Genomic DNA, 26868 nt, shown 5'->3' with positions numbered 1-26868 from the left:
GGGCCGGAACTGCCCGGGGCCGGGCCGAGTCGGCCCGGCCCCGAGTTGCCGGTCAGTTGCGAAGGCTCCACTGCTGGTTCGTGCCACCGTTGCACGACCAGAGGATGATCTTCGTGCCGTTGGCGGTGGCGGCACCGTTGGCATCGAGGCAGAGTCCGGACTGGACGTTGGTGAGGGTCCCGTTGGCGTTGAGGTTCCACTGCTGGTTCGTGCCGCCGTGGCAGTCCCAGATGATGACCGTGGTGCCGTTGCTCGTGCCCGCGCCGTTCGCGTCCAGGCACTTGTTGCCGTACCCGGTCAGTTGCTTGCCGGCGGTGTAGGCCCACTGCTGGTTCGTGCCGCCGGCGCAGTCCCACAGTTGCACCTGGGTGCCGTTGGTGGTGGAGGAGTTCGGCACCTCGACGCAGCGGCCCGACTGGCCGCCCACGAGCCGGCCACCCTGCTGGCCGCTGCCGGTGCCCTGCTGCCGGACGATCGAGCTGGACTCGGCCGACCGGTTGCCCTGTGCGTCGAGGACGTAGAGCCGGTACTCGCCCTGCGACGTCGGCACGGCGATGGACGTGTCGGTGCCGCCGGCCCTGGTCATCGTCGGGCCGGCGGTGAAGGTGGTGGTGCCGGCGGGAGCCAGCCAGACCGCCCTGGTCGCGTCGCCGGCGCTCCGGATCGGAATCGACGCCGTTCCGCTGGTGACGTAGGTGCTGGCCGGCAGGACGTGGTTCGGCAGGGACAGGTTGGCCGCCGGGACGATGTCCCGGAACGCGTCCTCCAGGCCGGAGTTGGCGGCGATGCCGTACGCCGGTGCCGGCCAGACGTAGTCGGAGGAGACGATGATGTCGTTGACCGTGCTGTTGGGCAGGTTCTTGTTCGAGACCTTGTTGATCGGGCCGTAGATCTGCGTGATGCTCAGGTCGTGCTTGCGCCCGAAGTCGTCGGAGTTGATGAGCCAGGTGACGTTCTTGTCCACGCTCAGGACGTTGTCGCGGAAGGTGATGTACGCCGACCCCTCGTCGGGATGGAGGCCGTACTTGTGCCCGGACGGCACGCCCTGGAGATAGTTGTTGGTGATCGTGGTGCCCGGTTGGCTGCCCAGCGTGTAGATGGGCGCCGTGTCGCTGAGGCGCTGCACCGTGTCGATGATGTGGTTGTGGCTGATGGTGTTGTTCCGCGCCGTCGTGGTCGGCCGGTTCGGCGCGATCGAGCCCGATGACCCGTCGAAGTTCCACCAGCCCCAGCCGAGCGTGATGCCCGACCACGGTGACTTCTCGATCCGGTTCCGCTGCACGGTCAGGGTGTCGACGAAGTACGCCGAGATGGGGCTGTGCCCGTTGAACAGCACCGCGCTGTCGTAGAGGTAGTTGCTCCTGATGTCGATGTTCTTCGGCAGCCCCTCGACCTGCGGCGACCACTTCTCCCGGTTGGTCGACGTCCCGTCGCCGATGTAGACGTGCTGGGGATGGCCGACGGTGATGGCGGAGCCGGCGACGTCGTTGGTGAAGTTGCCGATCAGCTGGCTGTTCTGCACGTCGTTGACCATGTTGATGCCGTCGGCACCGGTGTGCTGGACCCGGTTGCGTTGCAGGAGGATCCCGTCGGCGTTCTCCACCTGGATCATGCCGGGGGTGACGTCGACGTTGCGGTAGTAGTAGTCGTGGAAGTTCCGCTTCGCGTACGCCTGCGCCCCGAGGTTGCCCTGCTGCGCCTGCTTGAACGACGAACCGGCGACGTTGAACAGGTTCCAGTCGGAGTGCTGGACGGTGAGGCCGGAGAACGTGATGTTGCGCGCGTGGCTGCTCGTCGAGGTGCCGGCGACCCGCAGCAGGGTGGTCACGTTGTTCGGCGCGAAGACCGACGCGGTCGCCATGTTCTCGGCGCTGCTCTTGTAGTAGTAGAGCGTCCGGCTGCCCTTGTCGAAGTAGAACTCACCCGGCGCGTCCAGGAACTCGTAGGCGTTCATCACCTTGTGGCTGCCGCCCGTCTGGGCGTTGCCGTTGAACGCGCCCTGCGCGATGGCGGCACCCGGCTGCTGGAACAGCGCCACCCGGTTCGCGCCGTCGGAACTCGTGGTCACCTGGCGGACCCCCACGATCGCCGTGGTCCAGGTCGTCGCCGTCTCGATCTCGATGTCGTCGGCGTTGCGGGCGACGGCGGGGAAGTCGTTCAGGTTGTACTTGGCGCCGTCGCACTGCGAGCCCGACTCCCAGGCCCACGCGGCCTGCCCGGCCGTGATGGTGTACGTCCCGTAGCAGCCCGCCGAGCCGATCGTCTTCGACGCCATGTACGCCCGCTTGTCGTTGACGTAGAGCGCGCGCAGCTTGTTGGCGCGGTCGAGCGGCGCCTTCCAGATGTTGCCGCTGTGCTGGGTCCACCCGGTCACCTGCACCCCACCTTCGAGAACGGGGGTCTCATTGGGGTAGGCGGAATAGCTGACCCGGTATCCATTGGTGCCGGAGTCACCGGCCCCGAACTCGATCGTGCTGTTCACCGGGTAACTTCCACCGCGCAGGTACACCTGGATGTCGCCCGTCATGCTGGAATTCACCGCACGGACGGCGTCCCGCGCACGTTGCAGTGTCCGAAATGGCGATTGGAGCGTTCCCGGGTTGGCGTCGTTTCCGTCCGGGGCGACATAGTAGGTCTGTTGGACGGCGGCCGAAGCGGGCAGCTGGTTCGCGGCGACCGCCGGCAGCGTGGAGGCGACGACCAGCGCCACGGCCAGCAGTGACCTTCGAGCGGTAGAGACGGCTAGCTTCACGTACCATTCCTTTCACTTACCGCCGATAGGACATCTTCGCTGGACACTCGTCCTCGGGGCGCGACGATGGACCACCGCACGAAAAATGGTCGACGGGGGGAGAGAATGCGGGGCGATTCCGACCATGGTGGTTGCTTGACAAAGGAGCAGCAAGAACAGGCGCGAGGCCACGTACGATTCGAGCGAGAAGCACCGACCGGCGGCACCTATCGTGCCGTCGGGAACGCCCGCTGCCCGCTCACGCCCTCTTGCCCATGGTCACAGAATTCTGCCTTGCAGCGTAGACGTCATACGTTTGCGGCGCAACCGTCAGATAGTCCGTCGACTATGCATAATCGTGGTCGGCCCCACCGACTGCCGGAGGGAGCAACGACGAGGCGACGGGCGATGCCGGGCGGGCGGCGAGGAGGCCGTCGCATACCAGGCACGCGGCACCGGCTGGACCCGCCGAGGCGGCGGGCCGCGAACCACCATCGGCGTACGCGAAGAAGGCCCCGACCGGCGGATCAAGAGTCCGCCGCTCTGCCAGCTGGGCCAGCGGCGCTCGGTGGGAACGGGCCGAGACGTCAGCGCGCTCGCACACCGGCCCGGCAGGGCAGGGGCGGCCTGGCCTCAGCGCCGGCGTGACCTGCCCGGTCGCGGCTCCGGACGGGTCCACCACCAGATGTACGCCCCGGGACGCCGGCAGCACGGCCGGCGACTCCCGGTGCGGTGGCATCGGCGAAGACGGTGGTGGCGAGAATCCGGCGGACCGTGGCACTTTCGCCTCTCGTTCCCGGTGGCAGACCTTCCTAGGCTCCCTCCCGACACGCGTCAACGGGAACGCAGAGAGGCTTGATCGTGCTTCGCTATGTCATGCCGGTGGTGATCGGGCTGGTCTACGTCGGGCTCAACTCCCTCGTGCCGGAGCCGCACCGGCGGCGCCTGAACGCGCTCGTCGTCACCGGCGCCGGGGCCGCCTACATCAGCGGTGGTGGGTTCGGGCTGTGGGAGCTGGCCTTCTGCGCGCTGCTGCTGGTGGTGGGCTACGCCGGGCTGACCTCGTACACCTTCATCGGGGTCGGCTGGCTCCTGCACACTGTCTGGGACGTCGTGCACCACCGGCGCGGCACCCCGATCATCCCGTCGCTGCACGACTCATCCTTCGGCTGCGCGCTCTGCGATCCGGTCATCGCGCTCTGGTGCTTCACCGGCGGCCTGTCGGTCACAGATCTCTTCGACCGGGTCACGCGTCGGGCGGCCGACGCGCGCCCGACGGCCACCGCACGGCCCTGACTGGTTGAATTTCCGCCATGCACACCGTGGCCGTGCTCGCCCTCGACAGCGTCGTCCCCTTCGACCTGGCCACCCCGATGGAGGTCTTCCACCGCACCCGCCTGGCCGACGGCCGCGCCGGCTACCGCGTCCTCGTCTGCGCCGCCACGCCGACGGTCACCACGGGGGCGTTCAGCATCACGGTGCCGTGGGGCCTGGACGTCCTCGCCGACGCCGACACCGTCGTCGTGCCGGGTGTCTCCGACCCCGCCGCCGCGACGCCCACCGCGGTCCTCGACGCGCTGCGCGCCGCCGCCGCGAACGGCGCCCGGATCGCCTCGATCTGCGGCGGCGCGTTCACGCTCGCCGCCACCGGCCTGCTCGACGGACGCCGCGCCACCACGCACTGGCTCGCCACCGACCAGCTCGCCGCCCGGCATCCGCGAATCCAGGTCGACCCCAACGTGCTCTACGTGGACAACGGCCAGTTCCTCACGTCCGCCGGCGCCGCCGCCGGGCTCGACCTGTGCCTGCACCTGATCCGCCGCGATCACGGTGCCGCCGTCGCCGCCGACACGGCGAGGTTGTCCGTCATGCCGCTGGAACGCGCGGGCGGACAGGCGCAGTTCATCACGCACGAACCACCGGCCCCCGAGGGGGCGCCCCTGGAGCCGCTGCTGGCCTGGATGCGCGACAACGCCCGGTGTCAGCTGACCCTCGCCGACATCGCCCGCCACGCCGGCATGAGTACCCGGACGCTGAACCGGCGCTTCCGCGACCAGACCGGCACCACCCCGCTGCGGTGGCTGCACTGGGTCCGCGTCCACCAGGCGCAGCACCTCCTGGAGACCACGGCCCTTCCCGTGGACCGGGTGGCGACGCAGGTCGGTTTCGGCTCCACCGCTGCCTTCCGAGACCGCTTCAAGCGGATCACCGGCACCAGCCCGCAGGCGTATCGGCGTAGCTTCCGCAGCGGGTGACCGCGAACGTGGTGCCGTCTCCGCAAGCGGGCCGTCGGTCCACAAGAACCAAGAAGACCCTGGCCGGCTAATGCCAGGTCAGGGTCTTGTCGTTGGTGCGCCGCCAGGGACTCGAACCCCGAACCCGCGGATTAAGAGTCCGCTGCTCTGCCAGTTGAGCTAGCGGCGCTCGTTGGCAACGGAGAGAACCCTAGCACGCCTCCTGAGCGGGGTTCCAATCCGATACCCGGCTCCACCCTTCGGGCACGCTTAACGGACAAAAGCCCCCCAATCTCTCACGATTGGCGGCGCGGGCGGTGGCCGATGGCCGTCATGCGGCACGATGTCCGCCAGGTACGCGAGAACAGAGGTGGGAATGGGCATGTTCGCGCGGGCCGGGGCGACGGTAGGCGCCCTGAGCCTGATGGCGTCGCTGGCACTGACCGGGTGCGGCGACGACCAGAAGAAGGCGGAGTTCGTCGACGGTGCGCCCGCCGTCGGCAGCAGCGTCGCCGCCGAGACAGGAACGGCACCGGCCGATCCGGCCACGAGCGCCGACCCGACGCTCAAGGTCAGCCCGGCGGACGGGGCGAAGAACAGGCCGGTCAGCACCGAGATCTCCGCGAAGATCCCCGAGGGCGGCAAGGTGACCGACCTCACCCTCACCGCCGCCAACGGCGACAAGGTCGAGGGCCGCTGGCGCGCCGACGGCTCCTCCTGGGTGCCGAACAAGCCGCTGAAGTTCGGCACCCGCTACACGGCCACCGTCAACGCCGCCGGCGCGGGCGGCGAGACCAGGCAGGGCACCAGCACGTTCACGACGATGGCCAAGCCGAAGTCGATGATCGCCTCCGGGCTCTACCTGTTCGACGACAAGACGTACGGCGTCGGCATGCCGGTCGTCACCGAGTTCCACCCTGGTATCCCGGAGAAGGACCGGGCCGCGGTGCAGAAGCGGATGTTCGTCCGCACCGACCCGCCGCAGCCCGGCGCGTGGCACTGGGTCTCCAACGGCACCCAGGCCTACTACCGGGCGCCGGAATACTGGAAGCCCGGCACCACGATCAGCGTACGGATCGCGCTGGCCGGCATCCCGCTCAGCAACGGCAAGTACGGCAACGTCGACCGGAGCGCCACCGCCAAGATCGGTCGGGCGTTCGAGATGAAGGTCGACAACGCCACCAAGCAGATGAGCGTCTTCCAGGACGGCCAGCTCCTCCGGAAGATCCCGGTGAGCCTGGGCAAGAAGAGCACCCCCTCCTCCAGCGGCACGATGGTGGTGATGGAGAAGAAAGAGTCCACGGTCTTCGACACCCGCGACGACCCGGACCCGGCCAACCGGTACGTCACCGAGATCGACTTCGCCCAGCGGCTCACCTGGGGCGGCGAGTACATCCACGCCGCACCCTGGTCCGAGCACGTGCAGGGGCGGCAGAACGTCTCGCACGGCTGCGTCAACGTCTCGATGGCGCAGGCGAAGTGGCTCTTCTCCCAGACCCGGGTCGGGGATCCGATCACGATCAAGGGGACCGAGCGCAAGCTCGTTCAGGGCAACGGCTGGACGGCCTGGAGCCTGAGCTGGTCCGAGTTCGTCAAGGGCAGCGCGCTGCCGGTGCCGGAGGGCGGCGCCGGGCCGGCGCTGGCCTGACAGGACCCGGCACGGGGGCGGGCACCGGTATTCCGGTGCCCGCCCCCGTCATTTGCGAGCATCATTCGCCAAGTGCGGCTTTTCGCCAGATTCAGACATCATGGTTCGAGTGTTTCTCTTCACCCCCGGCAACGAGTATCCGTTTCCGTGCGTCAGTGAGAGACGATGGGCAACCGGGGCACCACGACAGTGAGGGAATCATGCGCGCAACCCAGGACCAGTTGACCCGGCGCGGTGGTCGACGCCGCGTCTTCGCGGCGGGGCTGCTCGCCGCCGTGTTGGCGCTCACCAGCGCCTGCACCGACGGCGAGGGGGGCAAGCCGTCGGCCTGGCAGGGGGGCGGCGAGAGCGCACCCAAGGCCGCGGCGACCATCACCGAGCCCGCGGCCGATGCGAAGGACGTGCCGGCGTCCACCGCCATCGCCTTCACCACGAAGGAGGCGAAGGACACGGCGGTCGAGCTGAAGGACTCGGCCGGCGCGCCCGTCGAGGGCGCGCTCGCCGCCGACGGCAAGAGCTGGCTGCCCGAAGGTGTCCTGAAGTACGGCGAGACCTACACGGCCACCGTCACGGCGACCGGCGACGACGGCAAGCCGGCCCAGGCGACCAGCACCTTCACCACCATGGCCAAGCCCGGCAAGCAGGTACGCGTCAGCAGCTTCCTCGGCGACAACCAGGTCGTCGGCGTCGGCATGCCGCTGATCGTGAAGTTCAGCCGCGCCATCCCCGAGGACTACCGCGACGACATCCAGCGGCGGATGACGGTGACCTCCACGCCGGCCCAGGAGGGCATCTGGCACTGGGTGAGCCCCACCGAGGTCCGCTACCGGCCGAAGGAGTTCTGGAAGGCCGGCAGCACCATCTCGTACCGGGTGCAGGCCGGCGGCCTCCCCCTCGGCGACGGCTGGTACGGCCGGGCGGACCTGACCGTCGACATCAAGACCGGCCCGGCGGTGATCATGACGGTCGACAACAAGACGAAGCGGATGACCGTCACCAAGGACGGCAAGGTGATCAAGACCATTCCCGTGAGCCTCGGCAAGAAGAGCACGCCGTCGTCCAGCGGCACGATGGTGGTCATCGAGAAGCTGCGCAAGACGGTCTTCGACACCTTCGAGGAGCTCGGACCCGAAGAGGGCTACCGCACGAAGATCGACTACGCGCAGCGCCTCACCTGGGGCGGCGAGTTCATCCACGCCGCGCCCTGGTCCGAGGGCCAGCAGGGCAGCGTCAACGTCTCGCACGGCTGCGTCAACGTCTCGATGAAGAACGGCGCCTGGCTGTTCGACAACACCCGCATCGGCGACCCGATCACCGTCAAGGGCACCGAACGCAAACTCGCCAACGGCAACGGCTGGACCGACTGGAACATGAGCTGGGACGAGTACGTCAAGGGCAGCGCTCTCCCGTACGACCCGGACGCCGCCGCCTCGCCGAACGCCGAGGACGCCCCCGGCGACACGACCGAGTCACCGAGCGCCGAACCGACCGCCTGACCCTGGCCCCCGGGGCTCCGGCCCTGGGCGGCAGCGCGGCAACGACGAAGGCCCCCTCCGAGCGGAGGGGGCCTTCGTGCTGAGGGTGACTGATGGGAATTGAACCCACGACAACCGGGACCACAACCCGGTGCTCTGCCAACTGAGCTACAGCCACCATGCGCTCCGCTCCGGCGGGCCGGGCGGCGTGCGGGACTAATAATAGCCTCACCCCCGCCACCCACGTCCACCGGGTTCCCTGCCCCCATCCCGCCCCGGACACGTCGACGGGAGATCTTGGTACGAAACGCCCCCTCCTGGGGCCGTTTCGTACCAAGATCCACGATATGTGCGCCTGTCGCTACGGGGCGGCGATGGTCGGATCCGCGCCGGGGTCGCCTTCCCGCTGCAACTGCTCCTCGAACATGACGAACGTCCGCCGCCTGACGCCCTGGACCAAGGCCCGCTCCTCTGCCGTCAGAGCACGCCGCTCAGCGGCAGCAACATCCTCAATGGCCCGCACAGTCTCGTACAGCGCGAAGATCGGCCCTTCGCCCCGCAGATAGTAGCCGCGGTACGCCTCCACCTCCTGAACGAAATCTTCCTGGGAACACGCGAAGACCTCACCACCGACCGCAAAGACTATTTCCGCAAATAGCTCGTCTTCCCTGCTCCACCCGCCATCATCTATGGAAACTCGCCACACGCAAACTCCACCATCAGGCGATGATACGATCTTCACCGGCGATGCGTAATATCTGAAATATGAAGGAAGGACGAGGCCGGGCGTAGGATTCATACACTTTCCTATAAAGTGGAGGCTAACGCGTTCCAGAAGAGTTCCTGCTGGCGCCTGATGATACCACCGGCAATCGCCGACTCTCGCGTCGTCAACACCCGACCCTCCTCAAGCGCCAGGGCCTCGATGTCTCGCTTGACTTCGAAGAGTGAATGCTCCCAAACGGCCACCTCGTCCAACGCAGCCAGGTGCAGCCGAAACTCCGCCACATGATCATTGGACAACCTGAGCAACAATTGAACGTCGCGATAACCACTCCCCTGCGGATTTCGGAAACGGTCGTTGAACTCCACGATCCGCACCGCAGGATGCTCTCGCAGCCGGCCGAGGGCTCGATACAGATCGCCAAGCGAATCGAACTCAACCTTTGCTGCGGCAAGATCGGTAAGCCGCGAGGCCTCCCCCTTGTACTTCTTGATCTTGTCTTCGGCGCGCTGCCTACTCTTGGGCTCGACCCGCCAGCCCGCCACGCCAACCGAGCGATCGCCCTCGTGCGCAAGTTGCTGCGCGAGTACGATCAACTCCTGCTGCGCGACCACTGCTTCCCGATAGAGGCTGTCAAGGTATTCAGACTGGTATGTGGTATCCGTTCGGCGGACATAGTCGAATCCTGGCTGGACCGCGCCACCTGCCTCTGGCGCGAGGCTCTCACTGACCCTCCGCTGCTCGTCGGTAAGAGGCGTCGGATCCGGTTTCGATACGCCCCCGCTCTGGGGAGGTGCGCCCATTTCTTCAACCTCATCCACCACAGACTGGAGCACTTCGACGGCCTGCGGGTGACTTGCCAGATGGTGCAGCGTAATCGGGCGCGCAATCAACGATCTGGCCAACTCCGGCGTCGCCAGTATCAGCCGCACCAACTTCGGGTCCGCCACCAACTGCTTCACCAGCGTCTCGGCCAGACATGGTTCACTGGCCGGTGGGGACTGCCAGGTCTGGTCCAGCATGCGTCGGACGCGACGGTCCTCAAAGAGCGCGGACAGATCTTGCGCTGCCACCTCGGTCAGCTGCGGTACAAGTCGCCGCAGCGTCGGCCCGTCCATTTCTGTCGCCAGTTCGACCGGCGTAACGCCTGTGATGAAGATCTGGTCAAGGTCAGAGTTGGCCGCCACTACCCTTCGCGGAGAGATCCCACGCGACCTCAAGATCGTTCGTGCCTCTTCGCGAGTGCGGCGCACCTGGTCGCCCGCAAGGTTCGATTCAATCGGACCTCGCGAGGGAGTACCGCCGGGGCTACCGATGCCGTCCCCCTGCGCCGGCAGTGGATCGGGCGAACCGGGGCCTTCGAGCAGGTGCAGGCGGTTGACGTACAGCTCGTCGTCCGTGGGGTCGTCGGGGCTGGGCCGCCACTCCCGGGACCGGTCCTCCGGCTGCGGCCGTTGCCGCTGCTCCGTCACCTCGGCGCGCTGGCTGAACTGCCCCGGCCCGACCCCGGCGAACGGCATCGGCCGCCCGTCCGGCCCGCGGACCAGGGCGTCGATGCCGGTCACGTTGTGCGGGGCCGGCAGCCCGCTGTGCATGTAGATCGGCATGTCGGACACGATTCCGCTCTGCGGATCCAGGTAGAGCACGCCGCCGTTCTGGTTGAGCGCCACCCAGGCATGCGACCCGCCGCCCTCGTACGTGGTGATGAGGAACGCGTAGCTGCCGTGCCCTCCGGCGCGTAGCTGCCTCTCGATGCTGCCGAATCCCCGGTTGACCACACTCCACCTGTCGCCGGCGGGAGTGCCGTCGTCGGGGTCGACGAGCTTCTGGAAGCGCCCTCCGGTGGCGTCCTCGACGCGCCCCGGGCCGCCGAGCTCGCCGCCGAGCGGCCGGCTGATGTCCCCTGCGGCGTACGCGTCGAAGGTGCGGGGCGCGGAGACCCGGGGGCGACCGTGCATCCACGTCTCGTACAGGGACAGGGTGCAGTCCAGGCAGTTGATGCCCCGGGTCGGGTCGGCGGCCGGCCCTCCGTCGTTGGCGAGCCGGAACCAGCCGCCCCGTCGGGGGTCGGCGGTGCGCAGGACCCGCCCGCCTGCGTCGCGGGGCATCGCGCGTTCGAGGTCGGACTGGTGCAGCGCCAGCGGGGGCCGGAGCCCGCCCCACTGCCCGTACCGGCGGGACCGGTCGATCGGCGGCGGGTGGTCGTCTCCGGTCAGCGCCGAGGGGCCGTCGGTGTCCACCTCCCCGACGACGAGTGTCGGATCGTCCGTGTTGATCGAGTAGAAGTCGAGGGGGTCGCTGACCTCGACGAACTGCGGCGTGACCGTGCCGGCGAGCACCGCGTCGGCCAACTCCCGCGACTCGTGGGCGGCCCGCTCGTCCGCCACCGCCATCCGGTGCCACGACGTCGCGAGGTAGTCCTGCCCGCGTTGCTTCAGGCTGAGCGCGTAGGCGGCGTACTCGCTGGCGCGCCGCTGGAAGAACTCGTACCGGGAACGTAGCTCCTGGGAGTCGTCATACCGCCGGTTGTCCTCGTGCAGGGCGCGCTGCTGGTGGAAGCGGGCCTGGTAGCGATGCCGGTCGTATGCCTCGCGTTCGGCCCGCTGCCTGGCCTGCCACTCGGGTGACCTGCGCGGCGGCGGGACGGGATGGTCCGCGGACCGCGACCGCGGATCCAGCGAGCGCAGCAGCGGAAAGCGGGGCGGCGGCGGGAGCGGGCCGTCGTGTCCGGGGGCCGCCGGCCTGGCCGGGCCCGCCGGGCCCGTGCCGACCGTCGGCGGGGTCACCGGGGGCGGCGCGACGGTGCCGCTCGTCGAGGCCGGCGGGTGGGGCGTCGTCGGAGTCCCCGGCGCGCCGCCGGTGTGCGGCGCGATGCCGTCGGCGACGGTGGCAGCGGCGACGGGCGCGGGCAGGGCGCCGGCTCCCCGCGTGTCGAGCTGCGGCGGCTCGACCGGGGCGACCGCGGACAGCGTCGGGCTGACCGTCGCGCGGGAGATCCCCGGCCCGTCGGTCGCGCCGGGCGTGGCCGGCGACTGCGCCACCGGCTCCGTCGGCACCTGCGCCGACGCGGTCGACACGTGGCCGAGGTGACCGCCGTCGACCGGGCCGGAGGCGTGGGCGGCCACGAGCGACGACTCGGGTAGGGACGACGGGTGGTGCGTCCGCAGCGCGTCGCCGGCCGCCTCGACCGTGGCCGGGGCGACGGGGCCGGGCCCTCCCCCGTCGCGGGGAAGCGGGACGGGGGGACGCTCCGGGTCCGCGCCGAGGGCGCCGTCGGTCGGGGCCGGAGCGGGCGTCGCATCGGTCGGAGCCGGGGCGAGCGCGCCGAGGTCGGGTGTGGCGAAGGACGCCCCCGCGAGAGCGGCCATCCGGCCGTCGAGGCGATGCTGCAGCGCCGCGTCGGTCTGCGCGGTGGTCGACCCGGTGGCCCCGGACGCGGCGGCCCGCGCCGCGTCCTCCAGCGACACCAGGCCCTGCCCGGTGGCGAGGTTGGCCGCCTGGTCGGCGATCATCTCGCCGGTCATCTCCCGGCCGAAGTGCTCGCCGACCCGGGCCGCCCGGCCGGTCGCGTGCCGCCCGAGGCCGGCCAGCGGCGCCGCCGCCCCGCCCGCCAGGCCGCCGAGCGCGGACATCCCCGCGTCGGTCAGGTCCAGGCCGTGCCGGCGGCCGGTCGAGTTCTGGTACGCCTGCGTGGCGAGCGTGATCCCCGACTCCTCGGCTGCCTCCTCCAACCCGCCGCGCGCCGCCTTCCGGGCGAGGCCGCGCATGCCGCCCTCGGCCACCCGCTTGGCGGCGCGCTCGCCGGCCTCCTTCAGGCCCTGCTTGAGGGTCTTGCGGGCGAGCTGGGCCAGCAGCTTCTTGAAGATCTGCTGCACGACGAAGCGGCTGGCGGCGATCGCGGCACCGGCGGCGGGCGAGGCGGCACCGGCGGTGAGCACCGCCGCCACCGCGAGGGAGAGCAGCTCGACGACGAGGATGCCCAGCTCGATCCAGACTTCGAGCTTGGCGCCCTCGATGTCGCAGCCGCACTCCTCGACGAGCCGGCCGAGGTCACCGCTGACCGCCAGCAGCACCGGCAGCGGGGCCTCGTCGCCCTCGGCCACCCGCTTCCAGGCCGCGTCGAACGCCTCCGCGACCGCACCGATCCCGCCGTACCCGCTGCGGACCTCATCGGCGGCGGCGACCGCGTCGGCGCGCGGACCGGCGAGGGCGTCGGCCACGGCGTACCACTGGTCGGCCAGGTCCCAGACCGCCTTCTCGTTGCCCTCCGGCCACTCGACCCCGATCACCCAGTCGAGCGCCTCGTAGACCCAGCCGGGCAGCTCCCAGGGCGCGTAGTCCAGCGGGTGCGGGATAGGGCTCGGCAGCAGGGTCACGGGGGCCTCCGAGTGGTCAGCGCCCGGCGGGCCGCTGGTCGGAGATCCGGTCGAGTCGGCCGGCGTTGTGCGCGTCGGTGCGCACGGAGTTGTCCACCGAGCGCACGACGTCCTCGCCCAGGTGCTCCAGCGCCCGACCGAGGCCCGCCCAGGCCCGCAGCAGCGTCTCCTCGAACCCCCGGTACTGCTTCTCGAACGCCGCGCCGATGTCGTCGCGCCCCCAGGGGCGGGCGGCGCTGGCCGCCGCGAGCTGGCCCCCCACCTGGGCCCGCCGGTCGGTGACGGCCTCACCGGCGGAGGTCAGGTCGGCCCCGCCGCGCCGCGCGCGGCCCGGATCCAGCCAGAGCTGCCCGTCGGTCACGTCGGTCGCTCCCCGCCCCGCATGACGGCGTCGGCCCGGCCCAGCAGGGTGTCGAAGTCACCGGTGCGGAGGAACTCCATCGCCCCCGACCCGGCCGGCAGGTAGCCGGCCACCAGGTCCTGGGTGGCGGCGACCGCTGCAACGGCGGCGCGGTGCACCGTCGAGGTGATCTTGCGGCTCAGGGCCCTGGCATCGCGGGCCTGGAGAGCGGCGGGGGTGAGCTCCACCGAGACGACGTCGCCCCGGGCACCGGCCACCACGGTCACCTGACCGTCGTCGGAGCGCGCGGTGACCCGCAGCTCCGCGAGCCTGGACCGCAGCTCGTCCAAACCGGAACGGAGCTGGCGGTATTGCCCGTGCACCTCGTCGAACCGGGCTCGCAGCGCCCGGTTGGCCTCCCGGTCCACGCTCTCGGCCAACGCCGACCTCCCCGTCACCCTCGGTACGGCAGACCATACCGGGCGCCACGGATTCCGTGGGGTCCGGTAACTTCGGGTGGGTGATCGACCGTCAGCAGGCCGAACAGCTCGCCACCGTCTGGGCCCACCGGGACTCCCAGCGCCTCGGGCACGAGTGCGCCCCGCTGGTCGAGGAGTTCGACCTCGGTTACCTGATCACGTCGACGGTGACCCCGTCGGCCGCGGTCCCCCCGGGCGACCTGCCGACCACGGTGGTGGACAAGGAGACCGGCGAGGTCTCGACGTGGCCGCGCCTGCCGTTCCCCGCCGTGCGGGAGATGTACCGGCGCAGCCGGCCGGCGCAGCCCGCGCCGCGCACCGTCGACCCGGCGAGTCAGTTGCTCCGCGAGATCCGTCGCCTGCCGACCCCCGGCACGGCCGCGCACCTGACCGTGGGCGGCCGGATGCACCGCGCGTGGGGTGCCAAGGGCGAGGCGGTGCTGCGGCACCACCGGCTCGTCCGGGAATACCTGGACGCGCAGCCGCCCGGCCACCTGGTCCGGGGGGTGGACCGGCACGCCGAGCTGATCGTCGTGTCGGACGTCCTGCACGAACACGACCACCAGCGCGCCGCCGAAGGCCGGGCCCCGGCGACCCTCGACGAGGCGCGGGTCCTCTTCGCGGGCAGCCAGTTCGAGCTGTACTGGGTACGCGAGCCGCGCGACCCGGCGGGCGGGCCCGGCGACCGCCCCTGCGACTCGTGCCTGCGGTTCCTGGTGCACATGAACGTGCTCCCCTGGTCCGACCTGGGATTCCGGCAGCCCCGGGTGCCGGATCCGGCTCCGGCACCCGAGCCGGGCCGCTTCCCCGACGAGGTGGCCCACGCCCTCGTCGCCGCCGGCTGGGCCCCGCACGTCGGGGACGAGATCATGGCCGCCGCCGCCGTGCGGGACGTCACGGCCGTCGCCGGGGCCAACCACACCCACGTCGCGTTCCCTGCGGCGGTGGAGGCCATCACCCGGTTCCCCGGCCTGATCGGGTCTCGACGCGGCCCCGGCCAGCAGGTGTGGATCTCGCGGTTCGACATCATGCCGCACCTGGTCGCCCACAACGCCGACACGCTCGCGGACTTCGCCGCCGTGCTCGGCGTACGGCTGTTCCCCCTCGGCACGGAAAACCAGGAGAGCATCATCGCCGTCGACGAGCGGGGCCGGGTCTTCGCGCTGGACCAGGCCGGCGAGTGGTTCCTCGGCGACGACATCGACGCCGCCCTGACCACCCTGCTGCTCGGCCGGGCCCCCGCCCGCGTCCACGACGACGGCACCTGGTGACGCCAGCCGACGAGAGCGACGCCGCCGGCCGGAGGCGCTACAACTGCACCCCGGTGAGGACGAGCACCCGCGCGTCGGTGTAGTCGTCCATGGCGCTGCGCAGGCCCTCCCGCCCGACGCCGCTGCCCTTCACGCCCCCGTACGGCATCTGGTCGGCCCGGTACGACGGCACGTCCCCGACGATCACCCCGCCGACGTCGAGGACCCGGTGGGCGGCGAAGGCGACGTCGAGCCGGTGGGTGAACACGCCGGCCTGCAACCCGTACGCGGAGTCGTTGACGGCGGCGAACGCGGCGGCGTCGTTCTCGACCCGGGCGACCACGAGCACCGGCCCGAAGACCTCCTCGGCGCACACCTTGGCGTCGGCGGGCACGCCGGACAGCACGGTCGGCGGGTAGGTGGCTCCCTCGCGCCGCCCGCCCACCTCGATGGTCGCCCCGGCCACCACGGCCTCGTCGACCCACGCCTCGACCCGCTGCGCGGCCTGGACCGACACCAGGGGGCCGACGTCGGTCAGCGGGTCGGCCGGGTCGCCGGTGCGCAGCGCCTCCACGGCGGCGACCAGCCTCGGCAGGAAGGCGTCGTAGAGCCACTCGTGCACGTACACCCGCTGCACGGCGATGCACGACTGGCCGGCCTGGTAGTTGGAGAAGGTGGCGATCCGCTGCGCGGCGAAGGTGAGGTCCTCGTCGGTGTTCCAGTCCTCGCAGATCACCGCCGCCGCGTTGCCGCCCAGTTCCAGGGTGACGTGCTTGTCGGGCGCGGCCCGGCGGATGGCCGCGCCGACCGGCCCGGAACCGGTGAACGACACCACCGGCAGCCGCGGGTCGGCGACCAGCTCGGCGGCCCGCTCGTTGGGCAGCGGCAGCACCGCGAACATGCCCGCGGGCAGCTCGGTCTCGGCGAGCAGCTCGCCGAGCAGCAGCGCCGACAGCGGGGTGGCGGGGGCCGGCTTCACGATGATCGGCGCGCCGACGGCGATGGCCGGGGCGACCTTGTGCGCGACCAGGTTGAGCGGGAAGTTGAACGGCGCGATCCCCAGCACGGGCCCCTTCGGCGCCCGCCGGACCAGCGCGATCCGCCCGGTTGCGGCGGGGTCGGTGTCGAGGCGTTGCAGCTCGCCGGAGAAGCGGCGGGCCTCCTCGGCCGCCCAGCGGAACGTCGACACCGCCCGCCCCACCTCGGCCCTCGCCCACTTGACCGGCTTGCCGTTCTCGGCGGTGATCAGGTCGGCGATCTCGTCGGCCCGTTCGGCGAGCCGCCGGGAGACGTGGTCCAGGGCCGCCGCGCGGGCGTGCGCGGGCAGGGCCGCGGCCCGCGCCGCCACTGCGGCCGCCGCGGCGACGGCGGCCTCGACCTGGTCGGGCGTGGCGAGCGTGGTACGCCCCACCGGGCGACCGTCGTACGGGTGGGTGACGGTCAGCTCGCCCTCGCCGTGTGCGGGGCGGCCGGCGACGAAGAAGGCTCTCGGCTCCACACCTCGGCAGCGTAGCCGAGCCGCCGCCGCACGGTAACCAGCAATTCCCACACGGAAACAGTCGCTCATGCCCTTGTCTGCCGCGAATTCAGTAGCGAAGATGGCAGTCAGATTCCGATAACCTCCGCTGTCCGCATCCCCGGCATCCCTCGGAGACACCTGATGAGCGACCAGCAGCAGCTGCGCAACTTCGTCAACGGCGAGTACGTCGATCCTTCCGACGGCGGGTACGCCGACCTGGTCGACCCGTGCACCGGCGAGGTCTTCGCCCAGGCACCGGTCTCCGGCGCGGCGGACGTGGACGCGGCCATGCGGGCGGCCTCCGCCGCGTTCGAGACGTGGCGGGACAGCACCCCCGGCGAGCGGCAGAAGGCGCTGCTGAAGCTCGCCGACGCCGTGGAGGCGCGGGCGGCCGAGCTGGTCGACGCCGAGGTGCGCAACACGGGCAAGCCCCGCCAGCTCACCGCCGAGGAGGAGCTGCCGCCGGCGGTGGACCAGTTCCGGTTCTTCGCCGGGGCGGCCCGGCTGCTGGAGGGCCGGTCCGCCGGGGAGTACATGGCGGGCCACACCTCGTACGTGCGGCGGGAGCCGATCGGCGTGTGCGCCCAGGTCACCCCGTGGAACTACCCGCTGATGATGGCGGTGTGGAAGATCGCCCCGGCCCTCGCCGCCGGCAACACGGTGGTGCTGAAGCCGTCGGACACCACGCCGGTGTCGACGCTGCTGCTGGCCGAGATCGCCGCCGAGTTCCTCCCGCCGGGGGTGTTCAACGTGGTCTGCGGCGACCGGGACACCGGTCGTACCCTCGTGTCGCACCCGACCCCGCAGCTGGTGTCGATCACGGGCTCGACCCGGGCGGGCATGGAGGTCGCCTCCGCCGCCGCGCCGGACCTGAAGCGGACCCACCTGGAGCTGGGCGGCAAGGCCCCGGTGGTGATCTTCGACGACGCGGACGTGGCGGCGGCGGCCGAGGCCATCGCCGTGGGCGGCTACTTCAACGCGGGCCAGGACTGCACGGCGGCGACGCGAGTGCTGGCCGGTCCGGGCATCCACGACGACTTCGTGGCGGCGCTCGCCGAGCAGGCCCGCAACACGCGCACCGGCGCGCCGGACGACGCCGACGTGCTGTACGGCCCGCTGAACAACGCCAACCAGCTCGCCCGGGTCAGCGGCTTCGTCGACCGGCTGCCCGACCACGCGAGCGTGCAGACGGGCGGGTCGCGGGTCGGCGAGCGCGGCTTCTTCTACTCCCCCACCGTCGTCTCCGGGGTGCGGCAGGCCGACGAGATCATCCAGCAGGAGGTGTTCGGGCCGGTCATCACCGTGCAGCGCTTCTCCGACGAGGACGAGGCGGTGCGCTGGGCCAACGGCGTCGACTACGGCCTGTCGGCGTCGGTGTGGACGCGCGACCACGGCCGGGCGATGCGGATGACCCGCCGGCTGGACTTCGGCTGCGTCTGGGTCAACACGCACATCCCGTTCGTGTCGGAGATGCCCCACGGCGGGTTCAAGCACTCCGGGCACGGCAAGGACCTGTCGGTCTACAGCCTGGAGGACTACACCCGGATCAAGCACGTCATGCACAACATCGAGGGCTGACCAATGCCGTCCTCGGAGGAGCTGCACAAGCGGCGGGGCGCGGCCGTGGCGCGGGGCGTCGGCAGCGTCGTCGGCGCGTACGTGGACCGGGCCGGCGGCGGCACGATCACCGACGTCGACGGGCGGGAGTGGATCGACTTCGCCGCCGGCATCGCGGTCACCAACGTCGGAAACTCCGCGCCGCGCGTCGTGGCGGCGGTCCGCGAGCAGGTCGAGCGGTTCACCCACACCTGCTTCATGGTCGCGCCGTACGAGTCGTACGTGGCGGTGTGCGAGCAGCTCAACGCGCTCACCCCGGGCGGCTTCGAGAAGCGCTCCGCGCTGTTCAACTCGGGCGCGGAGGCGGTGGAGAACGCCGTGAAGATCGCCCGGCACGCCACGGGGCGGCCGGCGGTGGTGGTGTTCGACCACGCGTACCACGGGCGGACCAACCTGACGATGGCGCTGACGGCGAAGAACATGCCGTACAAGCACCGGTTCGGGCCGTTCGCCGGGGAGGTCTACCGGGTGCCGATGTCGTACCCGCTGCGCGACGGGGGGCTGTCCGGGGCCGAGGCGGCGGCGCGGGCCATCGAAACGGTGGAGAAGCAGGTCGGGGCGGAGAACGTGGCCGCGCTGCTGATCGAGCCAATCCAGGGCGAGGGTGGTTTCGTCGTACCCGCGCTGGGGTTCCTGCCGGCGCTGCGCGAGTGGGCGACGGCGGCCGGGGTGGTCTTCGTCGCCGACGAGATCCAGACCGGGTTCTGCCGCACCGGCGACTGGTTCGCCTGCGACCACGAGGGCGTCGTGCCGGACCTGGTGACCCTGGCCAAGGGCATCGCGGGCGGGCTGCCGCTGGCGGCCGTGACGGGCCGGGCCGAGCTGATGGACGCGGTGCACGCGGGCGGCCTCGGCGGCACGTACGGCGGCAACCCGATCGCCTGCGCGGCGGCGCTCGCGTCGATCGAGACCATGCACGAGCTGGACCTGGCCGCCGCCGCCCGCCGCATCGGCGCGATGCTGGCCGACCGGCTGCGCGCCATCGCCGCCCGCGACGCACGGATCGCCGAGGTACGCGGCCGGGGCGCGATGCTCGCCGTGGAGCTGGTGCAGCCGGGCACCCTGGTCCCGGACCCGGCCGCCGCGGCGGCGGTGTCGGCGGCCTGCCACGCCGCCGGCCTGCTCACCCTGACCTGCGGCACGTACGGCAACGTGCTGCGCTTCCTGCCCCCGCTGGTCATCTCCGACGCGGAGCTGGCCCGGGGCCTGGACATCCTCGACGCCGCCTTCGGCTGAGCCGGGTTCTGCGGGGCGGCCGGCGACCTGTCATCGGTCGCCGGCCGCCCCGCCACCCGGCCTGAGCGCAGCACCACATTCAGCGCAGCACCTCGACCACGTTGCGCCGTACGACGTTCTTCCCCGGCTCCCGCACCAGCTCCATCGCGGCGGCATTGAGCAGCACACAACTGCCCGACGGGCCGGTAACCACCACGGTCACCGCACGACCGTTGTCCAGGTTGGTCACCCGCAACCGCGTACCCACCGGAAAGCGGTCACTCGTCGCCGCCGGCGCACCACCCTCCGCCGAGAACGTCACCGAACCCTGGCAGGCGCTCGGCCGTGCGGGTGGGGCCGCCGTCGCACCCCCGGGCTGGGCACCGGGCTGGGCCGTTGCCCCGCCGGACTGCGCGGGTGTGCCGCCGCCGTCGAGGCGTTCCACCACGTTGCGCCGCACGACGTTCTTGCCCGGCTCCCGGACGAGGTCCATCGCGGCGGCGTTCAGCAGCACACAACTCCCCGACGGGCCGGTAACCACCACCGTCACCGCACGACCGTTGTCCAGATTGGTCACCCGCAACCGCGTACCCACCGCAAACCGGTCACTCGTCGCCGCCGGCGCACCACCCTCCGCCGAGAACGTCACCGAACCCTGGCACACGCTCTGCCGCGCCGGTGCCGTCTCGGCGAAGCCGAGGCCCGTCCCGACCGCCACCACCGCCGAGGCGACCACGGCCGCCCCCGCCGCCAGGACATGCGTCCGCCGTACCCTCACGTGCCTCTCCCGTCGTCCGATGATCGGCCTACGCCGAGCGGTACGGACTGGGAGCGCTGCCGGGTTCAGCCATCGGTCAGGAAGGTTTCCGATTCCGGGGCCGACGGCGTGTCCGCGCAAGGGCTGTCAGGAAGGGGCCCTTCCTATACCGAAAGCGCTAACAGGGGCCCTTCCTTCTCAGCGTCAGGCGATCTGGCGCAGGTCGTTGCCGTAGTCGAAGATGATCCGGAGCCGCGCACCCAGCGCCGCCGCGTAACGGCTCAGGGTGGCGACCTCGTTGACGTCGAGATCGCCGTTCTCGATCTGACTGACCCGTCCCGGCGTCACCCCCATCAGCTCGGCGACCTGGCGCTGGGTGAGCCCGAGCCGCTTGCGCTCCTCGGCGAGGTGGAAGGCGCTCACCCATGCCTCGGTCCGGGCCCGCTCCTGCTCGTACGCCCCGTCGTCGTCGCGGAGTTCCTCCCGGACGTTCTCCCAGTCGTGGAACTCGGTCACGTCTTCCCCCTTCGCTGACTCTCATGGTGCAACCATGCCTTGTAGGCGATCTCGGCCAGCGGGATGTTCTCCTGGTACCACCGGGTCCAGTTGTGCGCCTTGTTGCCGGCGACGAGCAGCACCGCCTGGGACCACGGATCGAAGACGAACAGCACCCGGACTGCGACGTCCCGCCCGGATCTCGGCCGCAGCTCCTTGAGGTTGCTGATGCTCGACCCGCGCAGGGTGTCCACGAGCGGGCGGCCGAGCGCCGGCCCTACCTCCGCGAGCATGTCGACCGCGACGCTCACGGATCGGTAGGTGTCCAGGTCGGTCCGCCGGAGTTCGCGGAGCCATTCCCGGACTTCCCCGGTGACCCGCACGGACCAACGCCGACTCGCTGCCGCACCCATGCCGAAACTATAGCTCAGGCTAAACAAGCGCAGGTCGCACTTCGGTGCTACCGGGTCACCGGTCCTCCATGCCCCAGGGGGAGCCGTAGCCGGTGAGCAGGTCGAGGAACGGGCGCGGGGGCAGCGCCTCGGGGCCGATGACCCCGGCCCCCGACCACTCCCCCGTGGCGAGCAGTTCCAGGGCGACGACCGGGTTGACGGCGGTCTGCCAGACGACGGCCTGGTGGCCGTACTCGGCCATGGACCACTCGTTGTCGACGACGTGGTAGAGGTAGACCTCGCGGGGCTCGCCGTCCTTCCCGACGCCCGTGACCCAGGTGCCGGCGCAGGTCTTGCCGCGCATCCGGTCGCCGAGGGTGGCCGGGTCGGGCAGGGCGGCGGCGACCACGTCGCGCGGGGACATCCGCACGCCGCGCACGGTGACCGGCTCGGTGGAGTCGAGGCCGAGCTTGTGCAGGGTGCGCAGGACCTCGATGAACTCCTCGCCGAGGCCGTACTTGAAGGTGACCCGCCGGGCGTCGACCCAGCGCGGGATGAGCAGCACCTCCTCGTGCTCGACGTTGACGCACTCGACGGGGCCGATGCCCTCGGGGAAGTGGAACACCTCGGGCTCGCTGAACGGTTCGGTGGTGAACCAGCCCCGGTCGCGTTCCCAGATCACCGGCGGGTTGAGGCACTCCTCGATGGTGGTCCAGATGGAGAACGACGGGGCGAAGTCGTAGCCCTCGACCGTCAGGTTCGCGCCGTCGCGTACCCCGATCTCGTCGATCTCGGCGAACAGCTCGTCGGCGGCGTAGCGGGCGAAGACGTCGGACAGGCCCGGTTCGACGCCGATGCCGCACAGGGCGAGCCGGCCGGCGGACGCCCACCGGTCGGCGACGGCGAACTGCTCGTCGCCGAGCTTCACCCCGGTCTCGGCGTAGGGGCGCTTCGGGTGCGGGTGGGACAGGGACATGGCCATGTCGAGGTAGTCGGCGCCGGCCGCGTACGCGCCGTCGAAGATCGGCATGACGAAGCGCGGGTCGACGGCGTTGAGCACGTGGGTGATCCGGTGTTCGCGGCACAGCGCGGCGACGGCGTCGGCGGAGGAGGCGTCGACGGTCGCGGCGACGAACCGGTCGCCGTGGCCGGCGACGGCCCGCGCGGCGCGGGCGGCGTCGGCGTCGGCGACGACCATGGTGTCGAAGAATGTTCGGCGGGCGGCGATGGCGGCGGCGGCGGAGCCGACCCCGCCGGCGCCGACGAGCAGGATACGCATCAGGAATCGAACCCCAAACCAAGACGATCGAGCGTACGGAGCCACGGGTTGCGCCGGCCGTCGCGCGCGTCGGCGCGGGCCAGCGACCAGCGGGTGAGGTGGATGCCGGCGGCCCGGACGGGCTCCGGCGGGAACGGCAGCGGCTTGCCCCGGACGAGGGCGAGCCGGGTGAGCGGGGTGTCCGTGCCGGCGAGCAGGTCGAGCATGACGCGCGCGCCGAACCGGGTGGCCCCGACGCCGAGGCCGGTGTAGCCGGCGGCGTAGGCGAGCCGGCCGTCGTAGGCGGTGCCGAAGAACGGGCAGAACCGGGTGCAGGTGTCGATGACGCCGCCCCAGCGGTGGCTGAACCGGACGTCGGCGAGTTGCGGGAACGTGGTGAAGAAGTGCTCGGCGAGGGCGGTGAAGGTGGCGGGGCGCTGCTCCAACTCGGGGGCGACCCGGTTGCCGTGGTGGTAGACGGCGTCGTAGCCGCCGAACAGGATCCGCCCGTCGCGGGTGATCCGGTAGTAGTGGAACTGGTTGCCGGTGTCGGCGAGGCCCTGCCGGTTGCGCCAGCCGATCGCGTCGCGCTGGGCGTCGGTCAGCGGCTCGGTCATCAGCGCGTAGTCGTAGACGGGCACGACCCAGGCCCGCAGTCGCCGCAGCAGCGGCGGGAACGCGTTGGTGGTGAGCACGACCCGGCGGGCGCGGACGACGCCGGGGGCCTGCTCGACGCCGCCGGCCGTGCTGGCCGCCAGGGCGGCGGCGTCGCCGCGCAGCCCGGTGACCCGGGTGTGCTCGTGGATCCGGACGCCCAGGTCGAGGCAGGCACGGCGCAGGCCCCAGGCGAGCTTCGCCGGGTCGAGCATGGCCACCCGGTCACGGTCCCACATCCCGCCGAGGTACGTCGGCGAGTCCACCTCGGCGCGCACCTCGTCGCGGCCGAGCAGCCGCACGTCGTGGCCGAAGCCGCGGGCCAGCTCCGCGTCCTCGGCGAGCCCGTCGAGCTGGTACGGCCGCACGGCCACGGCCAGCTCGCCGGTGCGCTCGAAGTCGCAGTCGATGCCGTACGCGTCGACGGTGGCGGCGATCGCGGCGAGGTTCTCCCGGCCGAGGCGTTCCAGCTCGGCGACCTCCCCGGGGAACCGGGCGACGCCGTTGGCGAGGCCGTGCGTGAGCGAGGCGGAGCAGAACCCGCCGTTGCGCCCCGACGCGGCCCAGCCGCAGGTGCCCGCGTCGACGAGCAGCACGTCGGCGTCGGGGTCGGCCTGCTTGGCGAGCAGGGCGGCCCAGAGCCCCCCGTACCCGCCGCCGATCACCAGCAGGTCGGCGGTGTGCGCGCCGGTCAGCGGGGGCAGCGGGTCGGGGCGTTCGGGCCGGTCGAGCCAGTACGGTACGGGCGCCGCGTCGGCGAGCGCCCGGCCGGTATGCGGGAGGATCATGACGGGCTCTTCGCCCGCCGGCCGGTCGCCGGTGCGACCGGGAGGGTGTGCCGGCGGGCCCGCCGCCCGCGCAGCGAGCTGAGCCCGACGAGCAGCAGCGCGATGGCGAACATGGCCGTGCCGATGACGTTGACCTGCGGCGGGATGCCCCGCTGGGCGGCACCCCAGACGTACATGGGGAACGTGACGGTGGTGCCGGCGTTGAAGTTGGTGATGATGAAGTCGTCGAAGCTGAGCGAGAACGCCAGCAGCGCGGCGGCCACGATGCCGGGGAGCACCAACGGCAGGGTGACCAGGCGGAACGTCTGCCACGGGCTGGCGTACAGGTCGGCGGCGGCCTCCTCCAGCCGGCGGTCCATGCCGGCGAGCCGGGCCTTGACGGTGACCACCACGAACGACACGCAGAACATGACGTGGGCGATGACGACGGTCCAGAAGCCCTGCGGCACCCCGGCGGAGACGAACAGCGCCAGCAGCGAGGTGCCCATGACCAGCTCGGGGGTGGCCATCGGCAGGAAGATCAGCACGTTGATCCCGGAGCGGCCGGTGAACCGGTGCCGCACCAGCGCGAACGCCATCAGCGTGCCGAGCACGGTGGCGACGACGGTGGCGATGAAGCCGATCTGCACGCTGCGCACCACGGCGTCGCACATGTCGGAGGTGGCGCAGGGCTGCCGCCAGTTGTCGAGGGTGAACTCGTTGAAGTCGTACGACAGGCGGCTCGACGGGCGGTTGAACGACAGGGCGGCGACCACGGCGATGGGCAGCGACAGGTAGCCGAGGACGAGCAGGGCGACGCCCATCACCCAGTGGTCGGCGAGCCAGCGGGAGACTCTCACAGCACCTCCTCCGTGCCGGCCCGGCGCAGGTAGACGAAGACCACCGCGAGGATCGCCGCCATCAGCAGGAACGACAGGGCCGCGCCCTGCGGGTAGTCCAGCCGGACCAGGAACGCCGAGTCGATGACGTTGCCGATCATGTATTCGTTGGGGGTGCCGAGCAGCTCGGCGTTGATGTAGTCGCCGGTGGCCGGGATGAAGAACAGCAGCGTGCCGGCGATCAGGCCGGGCATCGACAGCGGCAGGGTGACCCGGCGGAACGTCTGCACCGGGCTCGCGTACAGGTCGCCGGCCGCCTCCAGCAGCCGGTAGTCGAGCCGCTCCAGGCTCGCGTACAGCGGCAGGACCAGAAACGGCAGGAAGTTGTACGTCAGCCCGAGCACCACCGCGACGGGGGTGGCGAGCAGCCGGCCGTCGGGGCCGAGCAGGTGCACGTCGCGCAGCAGCCCGACCAGAGCGCCGTTGTCGGACAGGATCGTCTTCCAGGCCAGGGTGCGCACCAGGAAGCTGGTGAACATGGGGGCGACGACGCAGACCAACAGCAGGTTCTTCCACCGGCCGGCCTTCTGGGCGATCGCGTACGCCAGCGGGTAGCCCATCAGCAGGCCCAGCACGAGCGCGATCCCGGCGTAGAGGAACGACCGGCCGAGCTGCGGCCAGTACGCCTGCACCGCGTCGGGGTAGTTGCCGAACGCCCAGGTCAGCGCGTACCCGGTGGAGAGGGAACCGCTGGGGTCGTAGAGGCTGGCGGCGGCGAGTTGGAACAGCGGCACGGCGAAGAACAGCAGCAGCCAGGCCGCGCCGGGCAGGAGCAGCAGGTACGGCAGCAGCCGGTGCCGCCCGCCCCGGGGCGGCGGCGGGGGCGTCGCCGGTTGCCCCGTCGACGTGGGCACGTGGGCCAGCGCGGTCACGAGGACGCACCCACCGGCTCGTCGAGCAGCCCGGCGGTGGCGTCGTCCGCGCCGGGCGGGCGGGGCAGCAGGAACGCGTGCCGGGGGTCCCAGTGCGCCACCACGGACGCGCCGACGGGCACCCGGCCGCCGAGCCCGCTGTTCGCCGCGAACGCGGTCAGTTCGCTGCCCCACCCGGTGCGCACCAGATACTGGGTGCTGACCCCCACGTACGAGGCGTCGGTGACCACCCCGGTGACGTACTGGTGGCCGGCGGGGACCCGGTCGGCGGCGTCGACGAGGTGCAGCTTCTCGGGGCGTACCCCCAGGTAGACCGGGCCCGAGGCGACGCGGGCGCGGCCGGCGGGCACGGAGTAGCGCGCGCCGTGGGCGGTGACCGGCACGTCGGACCCGGCGGGCCCGGCGGCCTCGGCGGCGAGCAGGTTGGACTGGCCGAGGAAGTTCGCCACGAACGCGGTGGCCGGGTACTCGTAGATGTCGGCGGGCGCGCCGAGCTGCTCGATCTTGCCGGCGTTCATCACCGCGACCGTGTCGGCCATGGTCATGGCCTCCTCCTGGTCGTGGGTGACGTGCACGAAGGTGATGCCGACCTCGGTCTGGATGCGCTTGAGCTCGATCTGCATCTGCCGGCGCAGCTTCAGGTCGAGCGCGCCGAGCGGCTCGTCGAGCAGCAGCACCTGCGGCCGGTTGATCAGCGCCCGGGCGAGCGCGACGCGCTGCTGCTGCCCGCCGGAGAGCTGGGCGGGCCGGCGGTGGCCGAAGTCGGCGAGCTGCACCAGGGCGAGCATCCGGTTGACCTCGGCGTCGACCGAGCGGATGCCGCGCCGACGCAGCCCGAACGCCACGTTGTCGAAGATGTCGAGGTGCGGGAAGAGCGCGTAGCTCTGGAACACGGTGTTGACCGGCCGCTTGTACGGGCGCAGCCGGGCGATGTCCCGGTCGCCGAGGAGCACCTGCCCGCTCGTCGGCTGCTCCAGGCCGGCGATCATGCGCAGGGTGGTGGTCTTGCCGCAGCCGGACGCCCCGAGCAGGGCGAAGAACGAGCCCTGCGGGATGGTCAGGCCGAGGTCGTCGACCGCGGTGAAGATGCCGAACCTCTTGGTCAGGTTGACCAGCCGCAGGTCGCCGGCCGGCGCGTCGTGTCCCGTCGTCTTCGCGCTCATCCC

Annotated in this window: 21 protein-coding genes and 2 tRNA genes; 7 read left to right on the top strand and 16 right to left on the bottom strand. The window is 71.4% G+C overall.

What is annotated here, in order from left to right; translation table 11 throughout:
* Positions 1–52: 52 nt before the first annotated feature.
* Positions 53–2527, bottom strand: a complete 2475-nt coding sequence (locus tag TK50_RS07090) for an RICIN domain-containing protein (RefSeq protein ID WP_241773943.1) — start codon at positions 2525–2527, stop codon at positions 53–55.
* 1065 nt (positions 2528–3592) lie between these two features.
* On the opposite strand from TK50_RS07090, the gene TK50_RS07085 reads away from it, so the two are divergent.
* Positions 3593–4027 (top strand): DUF6010 family protein, encoded by a 435-nt coding sequence (locus TK50_RS07085; protein WP_229403810.1) that lies wholly within the window; start codon positions 3593–3595, stop codon positions 4025–4027.
* Positions 4028–4044: 17 nt separating this feature from the next.
* On the top strand, positions 4045–4986 hold the full coding sequence (locus TK50_RS07080; RefSeq protein WP_043962008.1) for a GlxA family transcriptional regulator: 942 nt from the start codon (positions 4045–4047) through the stop codon (positions 4984–4986).
* 93 nt (positions 4987–5079) lie between these two features.
* Here TK50_RS07080 and TK50_RS07075 read toward each other — a convergent pair.
* A tRNA-Lys gene (locus tag TK50_RS07075) sits at positions 5080–5155 on the bottom strand.
* 186 nt (positions 5156–5341) lie between these two features.
* Here TK50_RS07075 and TK50_RS07070 point away from each other — a divergent pair.
* A complete protein-coding gene (locus tag TK50_RS07070; RefSeq protein WP_043962007.1) occupies positions 5342–6613 on the top strand; it encodes a L,D-transpeptidase in 1272 nt (423 codons plus the stop codon).
* Positions 6614–6813: 200 nt separating this feature from the next.
* Positions 6814–8109: a L,D-transpeptidase gene (locus TK50_RS07065; protein WP_043962006.1), complete on the top strand. Its 1296-nt coding sequence runs from the start codon at positions 6814–6816 to the stop codon at positions 8107–8109.
* An 84-nt stretch (positions 8110–8193) separates the two neighbouring features.
* Here the strand turns inward: TK50_RS07065 and TK50_RS07060 are convergent.
* The 5 genes from TK50_RS07060 to TK50_RS07040 all read right to left on the bottom strand — a co-directional run bounded on the left by TK50_RS07060 (position 8194) and on the right by TK50_RS07040 (position 13968).
* A tRNA-His gene (locus tag TK50_RS07060) sits at positions 8194–8266 on the bottom strand.
* 183 nt (positions 8267–8449) lie between these two features.
* Positions 8450–8830 (bottom strand): hypothetical protein, encoded by a 381-nt coding sequence (locus tag TK50_RS07055; protein WP_241773942.1) that lies wholly within the window; start codon positions 8828–8830, stop codon positions 8450–8452.
* 65 nt (positions 8831–8895) lie between these two features.
* Positions 8896–13188, bottom strand: coding sequence for a toxin glutamine deamidase domain-containing protein (locus tag TK50_RS07050; protein ID WP_043962004.1), 4293 nt, complete (start codon positions 13186–13188; stop codon positions 8896–8898).
* Positions 13189–13204: 16 nt separating this feature from the next.
* Positions 13205–13549 carry a hypothetical protein gene (locus tag TK50_RS07045; RefSeq protein WP_043962003.1) on the bottom strand — a complete coding sequence of 115 codons (345 nt, stop codon included), beginning with the start codon at positions 13547–13549 and terminating at the stop codon, positions 13205–13207.
* Entirely contained in the window at positions 13546–13968 is a 423-nt protein-coding gene (locus TK50_RS07040; RefSeq protein WP_043962002.1) for a YbaB/EbfC family nucleoid-associated protein, read from the bottom strand. Before TK50_RS07040 ends, TK50_RS07045 begins: the two co-directional genes overlap by 4 nt.
* 80 nt (positions 13969–14048) lie before the next feature.
* Here TK50_RS07040 and TK50_RS32040 point away from each other — a divergent pair, with 80 nt between their 5' ends.
* Complete coding sequence (locus tag TK50_RS32040; protein WP_052503823.1) at positions 14049–15278, top strand: SUKH-3 domain-containing protein; 1230 nt, start codon at positions 14049–14051, stop codon at positions 15276–15278.
* Positions 15279–15315: 37 nt separating this feature from the next.
* Here the strand turns inward: TK50_RS32040 and TK50_RS07030 are convergent, their stop codons facing one another.
* Positions 15316–16755 carry an aldehyde dehydrogenase family protein gene (locus TK50_RS07030; protein WP_043962001.1) on the bottom strand — a complete coding sequence of 480 codons (1440 nt, stop codon included), beginning with the start codon at positions 16753–16755 and terminating at the stop codon, positions 15316–15318.
* A 162-nt stretch (positions 16756–16917) separates the two neighbouring features.
* On the opposite strand from TK50_RS07030, the gene TK50_RS07025 reads away from it, so the two are divergent.
* Entirely contained in the window at positions 16918–18354 is a 1437-nt protein-coding gene (locus TK50_RS07025) for a gamma-aminobutyraldehyde dehydrogenase (RefSeq protein WP_043962000.1), read from the top strand.
* 3 nt (positions 18355–18357) lie between these two features.
* A complete protein-coding gene (gene gabT / locus TK50_RS07020; RefSeq protein WP_043961999.1) occupies positions 18358–19629 on the top strand; it encodes a 4-aminobutyrate--2-oxoglutarate transaminase in 1272 nt (423 codons plus the stop codon).
* 79 nt (positions 19630–19708) lie between these two features.
* Here the strand turns inward: gabT and TK50_RS07015 are convergent, their stop codons facing one another.
* The 8 genes from TK50_RS07015 to TK50_RS06980 all read right to left on the bottom strand — a co-directional run bounded on the left by TK50_RS07015 (position 19709) and on the right by TK50_RS06980 (position 26865).
* A complete protein-coding gene (locus TK50_RS07015; RefSeq protein WP_043961998.1) occupies positions 19709–20386 on the bottom strand; it encodes an RlpA-like double-psi beta-barrel domain-containing protein in 678 nt (225 codons plus the stop codon).
* Between the two features lie 183 nt (positions 20387–20569).
* Entirely contained in the window at positions 20570–20881 is a 312-nt protein-coding gene (locus TK50_RS07010) for a helix-turn-helix domain-containing protein (protein ID WP_043961997.1), read from the bottom strand.
* The gene (locus TK50_RS07005; protein ID WP_374199554.1) at positions 20878–21171 is read right to left on the bottom strand and encodes a type II toxin-antitoxin system RelE/ParE family toxin; all 294 of its coding nucleotides are present in this window, start codon (positions 21169–21171) and stop codon (positions 20878–20880) included. The genes TK50_RS07010 and TK50_RS07005 overlap by 4 nt, the downstream gene beginning before the upstream one ends.
* Positions 21172–21328: 157 nt before the next feature.
* Positions 21329–22531, bottom strand: a complete 1203-nt coding sequence (locus tag TK50_RS07000; protein ID WP_043961996.1) for a saccharopine dehydrogenase family protein — start codon at positions 22529–22531, stop codon at positions 21329–21331.
* On the bottom strand, positions 22531–23952 hold the full coding sequence (locus TK50_RS06995) for an NAD(P)/FAD-dependent oxidoreductase (RefSeq protein WP_043961995.1): 1422 nt from the start codon (positions 23950–23952) through the stop codon (positions 22531–22533). Before TK50_RS06995 ends, TK50_RS07000 begins: the two co-directional genes overlap by 1 nt.
* Positions 23949–24791 (bottom strand): ABC transporter permease, encoded by an 843-nt coding sequence (locus tag TK50_RS06990; protein WP_241773941.1) that lies wholly within the window; start codon positions 24789–24791, stop codon positions 23949–23951. Before TK50_RS06990 ends, TK50_RS06995 begins: the two co-directional genes overlap by 4 nt.
* Complete coding sequence (locus TK50_RS06985) at positions 24788–25702, bottom strand: ABC transporter permease (protein WP_052503643.1); 915 nt, start codon at positions 25700–25702, stop codon at positions 24788–24790. The genes TK50_RS06990 and TK50_RS06985 overlap by 4 nt, the downstream gene beginning before the upstream one ends.
* Complete coding sequence (locus TK50_RS06980; protein ID WP_043963996.1) at positions 25699–26865, bottom strand: ABC transporter ATP-binding protein; 1167 nt, start codon at positions 26863–26865, stop codon at positions 25699–25701. Before TK50_RS06980 ends, TK50_RS06985 begins: the two co-directional genes overlap by 4 nt.
* Positions 26866–26868: the final 3 nt, after the last annotated feature.

This window comes from Micromonospora haikouensis, assembly GCF_000876225.1.
Lineage (GTDB): Bacteria > Actinomycetota > Actinomycetes > Mycobacteriales > Micromonosporaceae > Micromonospora > Micromonospora haikouensis.
The sequence above is the reverse complement of the archived record's forward strand: the minus strand, read 5'-3'. Positions and strand labels throughout refer to the sequence as shown.

Coding starts and splice junctions, on each gene's coding strand:
- TK50_RS06980 (WP_043963996.1), bottom strand. CDS start 26,865: ATGAGCGCGAAGACGACGGGACACGACGCGCCGGCCGGCGACCTGCGG.
- TK50_RS07090 (WP_241773943.1), bottom strand. CDS start 2,527: ATGACGGGCGACATCCAGGTGTACCTGCGCGGTGGAAGTTACCCGGTG.
- TK50_RS07065 (WP_043962006.1), top strand. CDS start 6,814: ATGCGCGCAACCCAGGACCAGTTGACCCGGCGCGGTGGTCGACGCCGC.
- gabT (WP_043961999.1), top strand. CDS start 18,358: ATGCCGTCCTCGGAGGAGCTGCACAAGCGGCGGGGCGCGGCCGTGGCG.
- TK50_RS07025 (WP_043962000.1), top strand. CDS start 16,918: ATGAGCGACCAGCAGCAGCTGCGCAACTTCGTCAACGGCGAGTACGTC.
- TK50_RS07070 (WP_043962007.1), top strand. CDS start 5,342: ATGGGCATGTTCGCGCGGGCCGGGGCGACGGTAGGCGCCCTGAGCCTG.
- TK50_RS06995 (WP_043961995.1), bottom strand. CDS start 23,952: ATGATCCTCCCGCATACCGGCCGGGCGCTCGCCGACGCGGCGCCCGTA.
- TK50_RS07000 (WP_043961996.1), bottom strand. CDS start 22,531: ATGCGTATCCTGCTCGTCGGCGCCGGCGGGGTCGGCTCCGCCGCCGCC.
- TK50_RS07080 (WP_043962008.1), top strand. CDS start 4,045: ATGCACACCGTGGCCGTGCTCGCCCTCGACAGCGTCGTCCCCTTCGAC.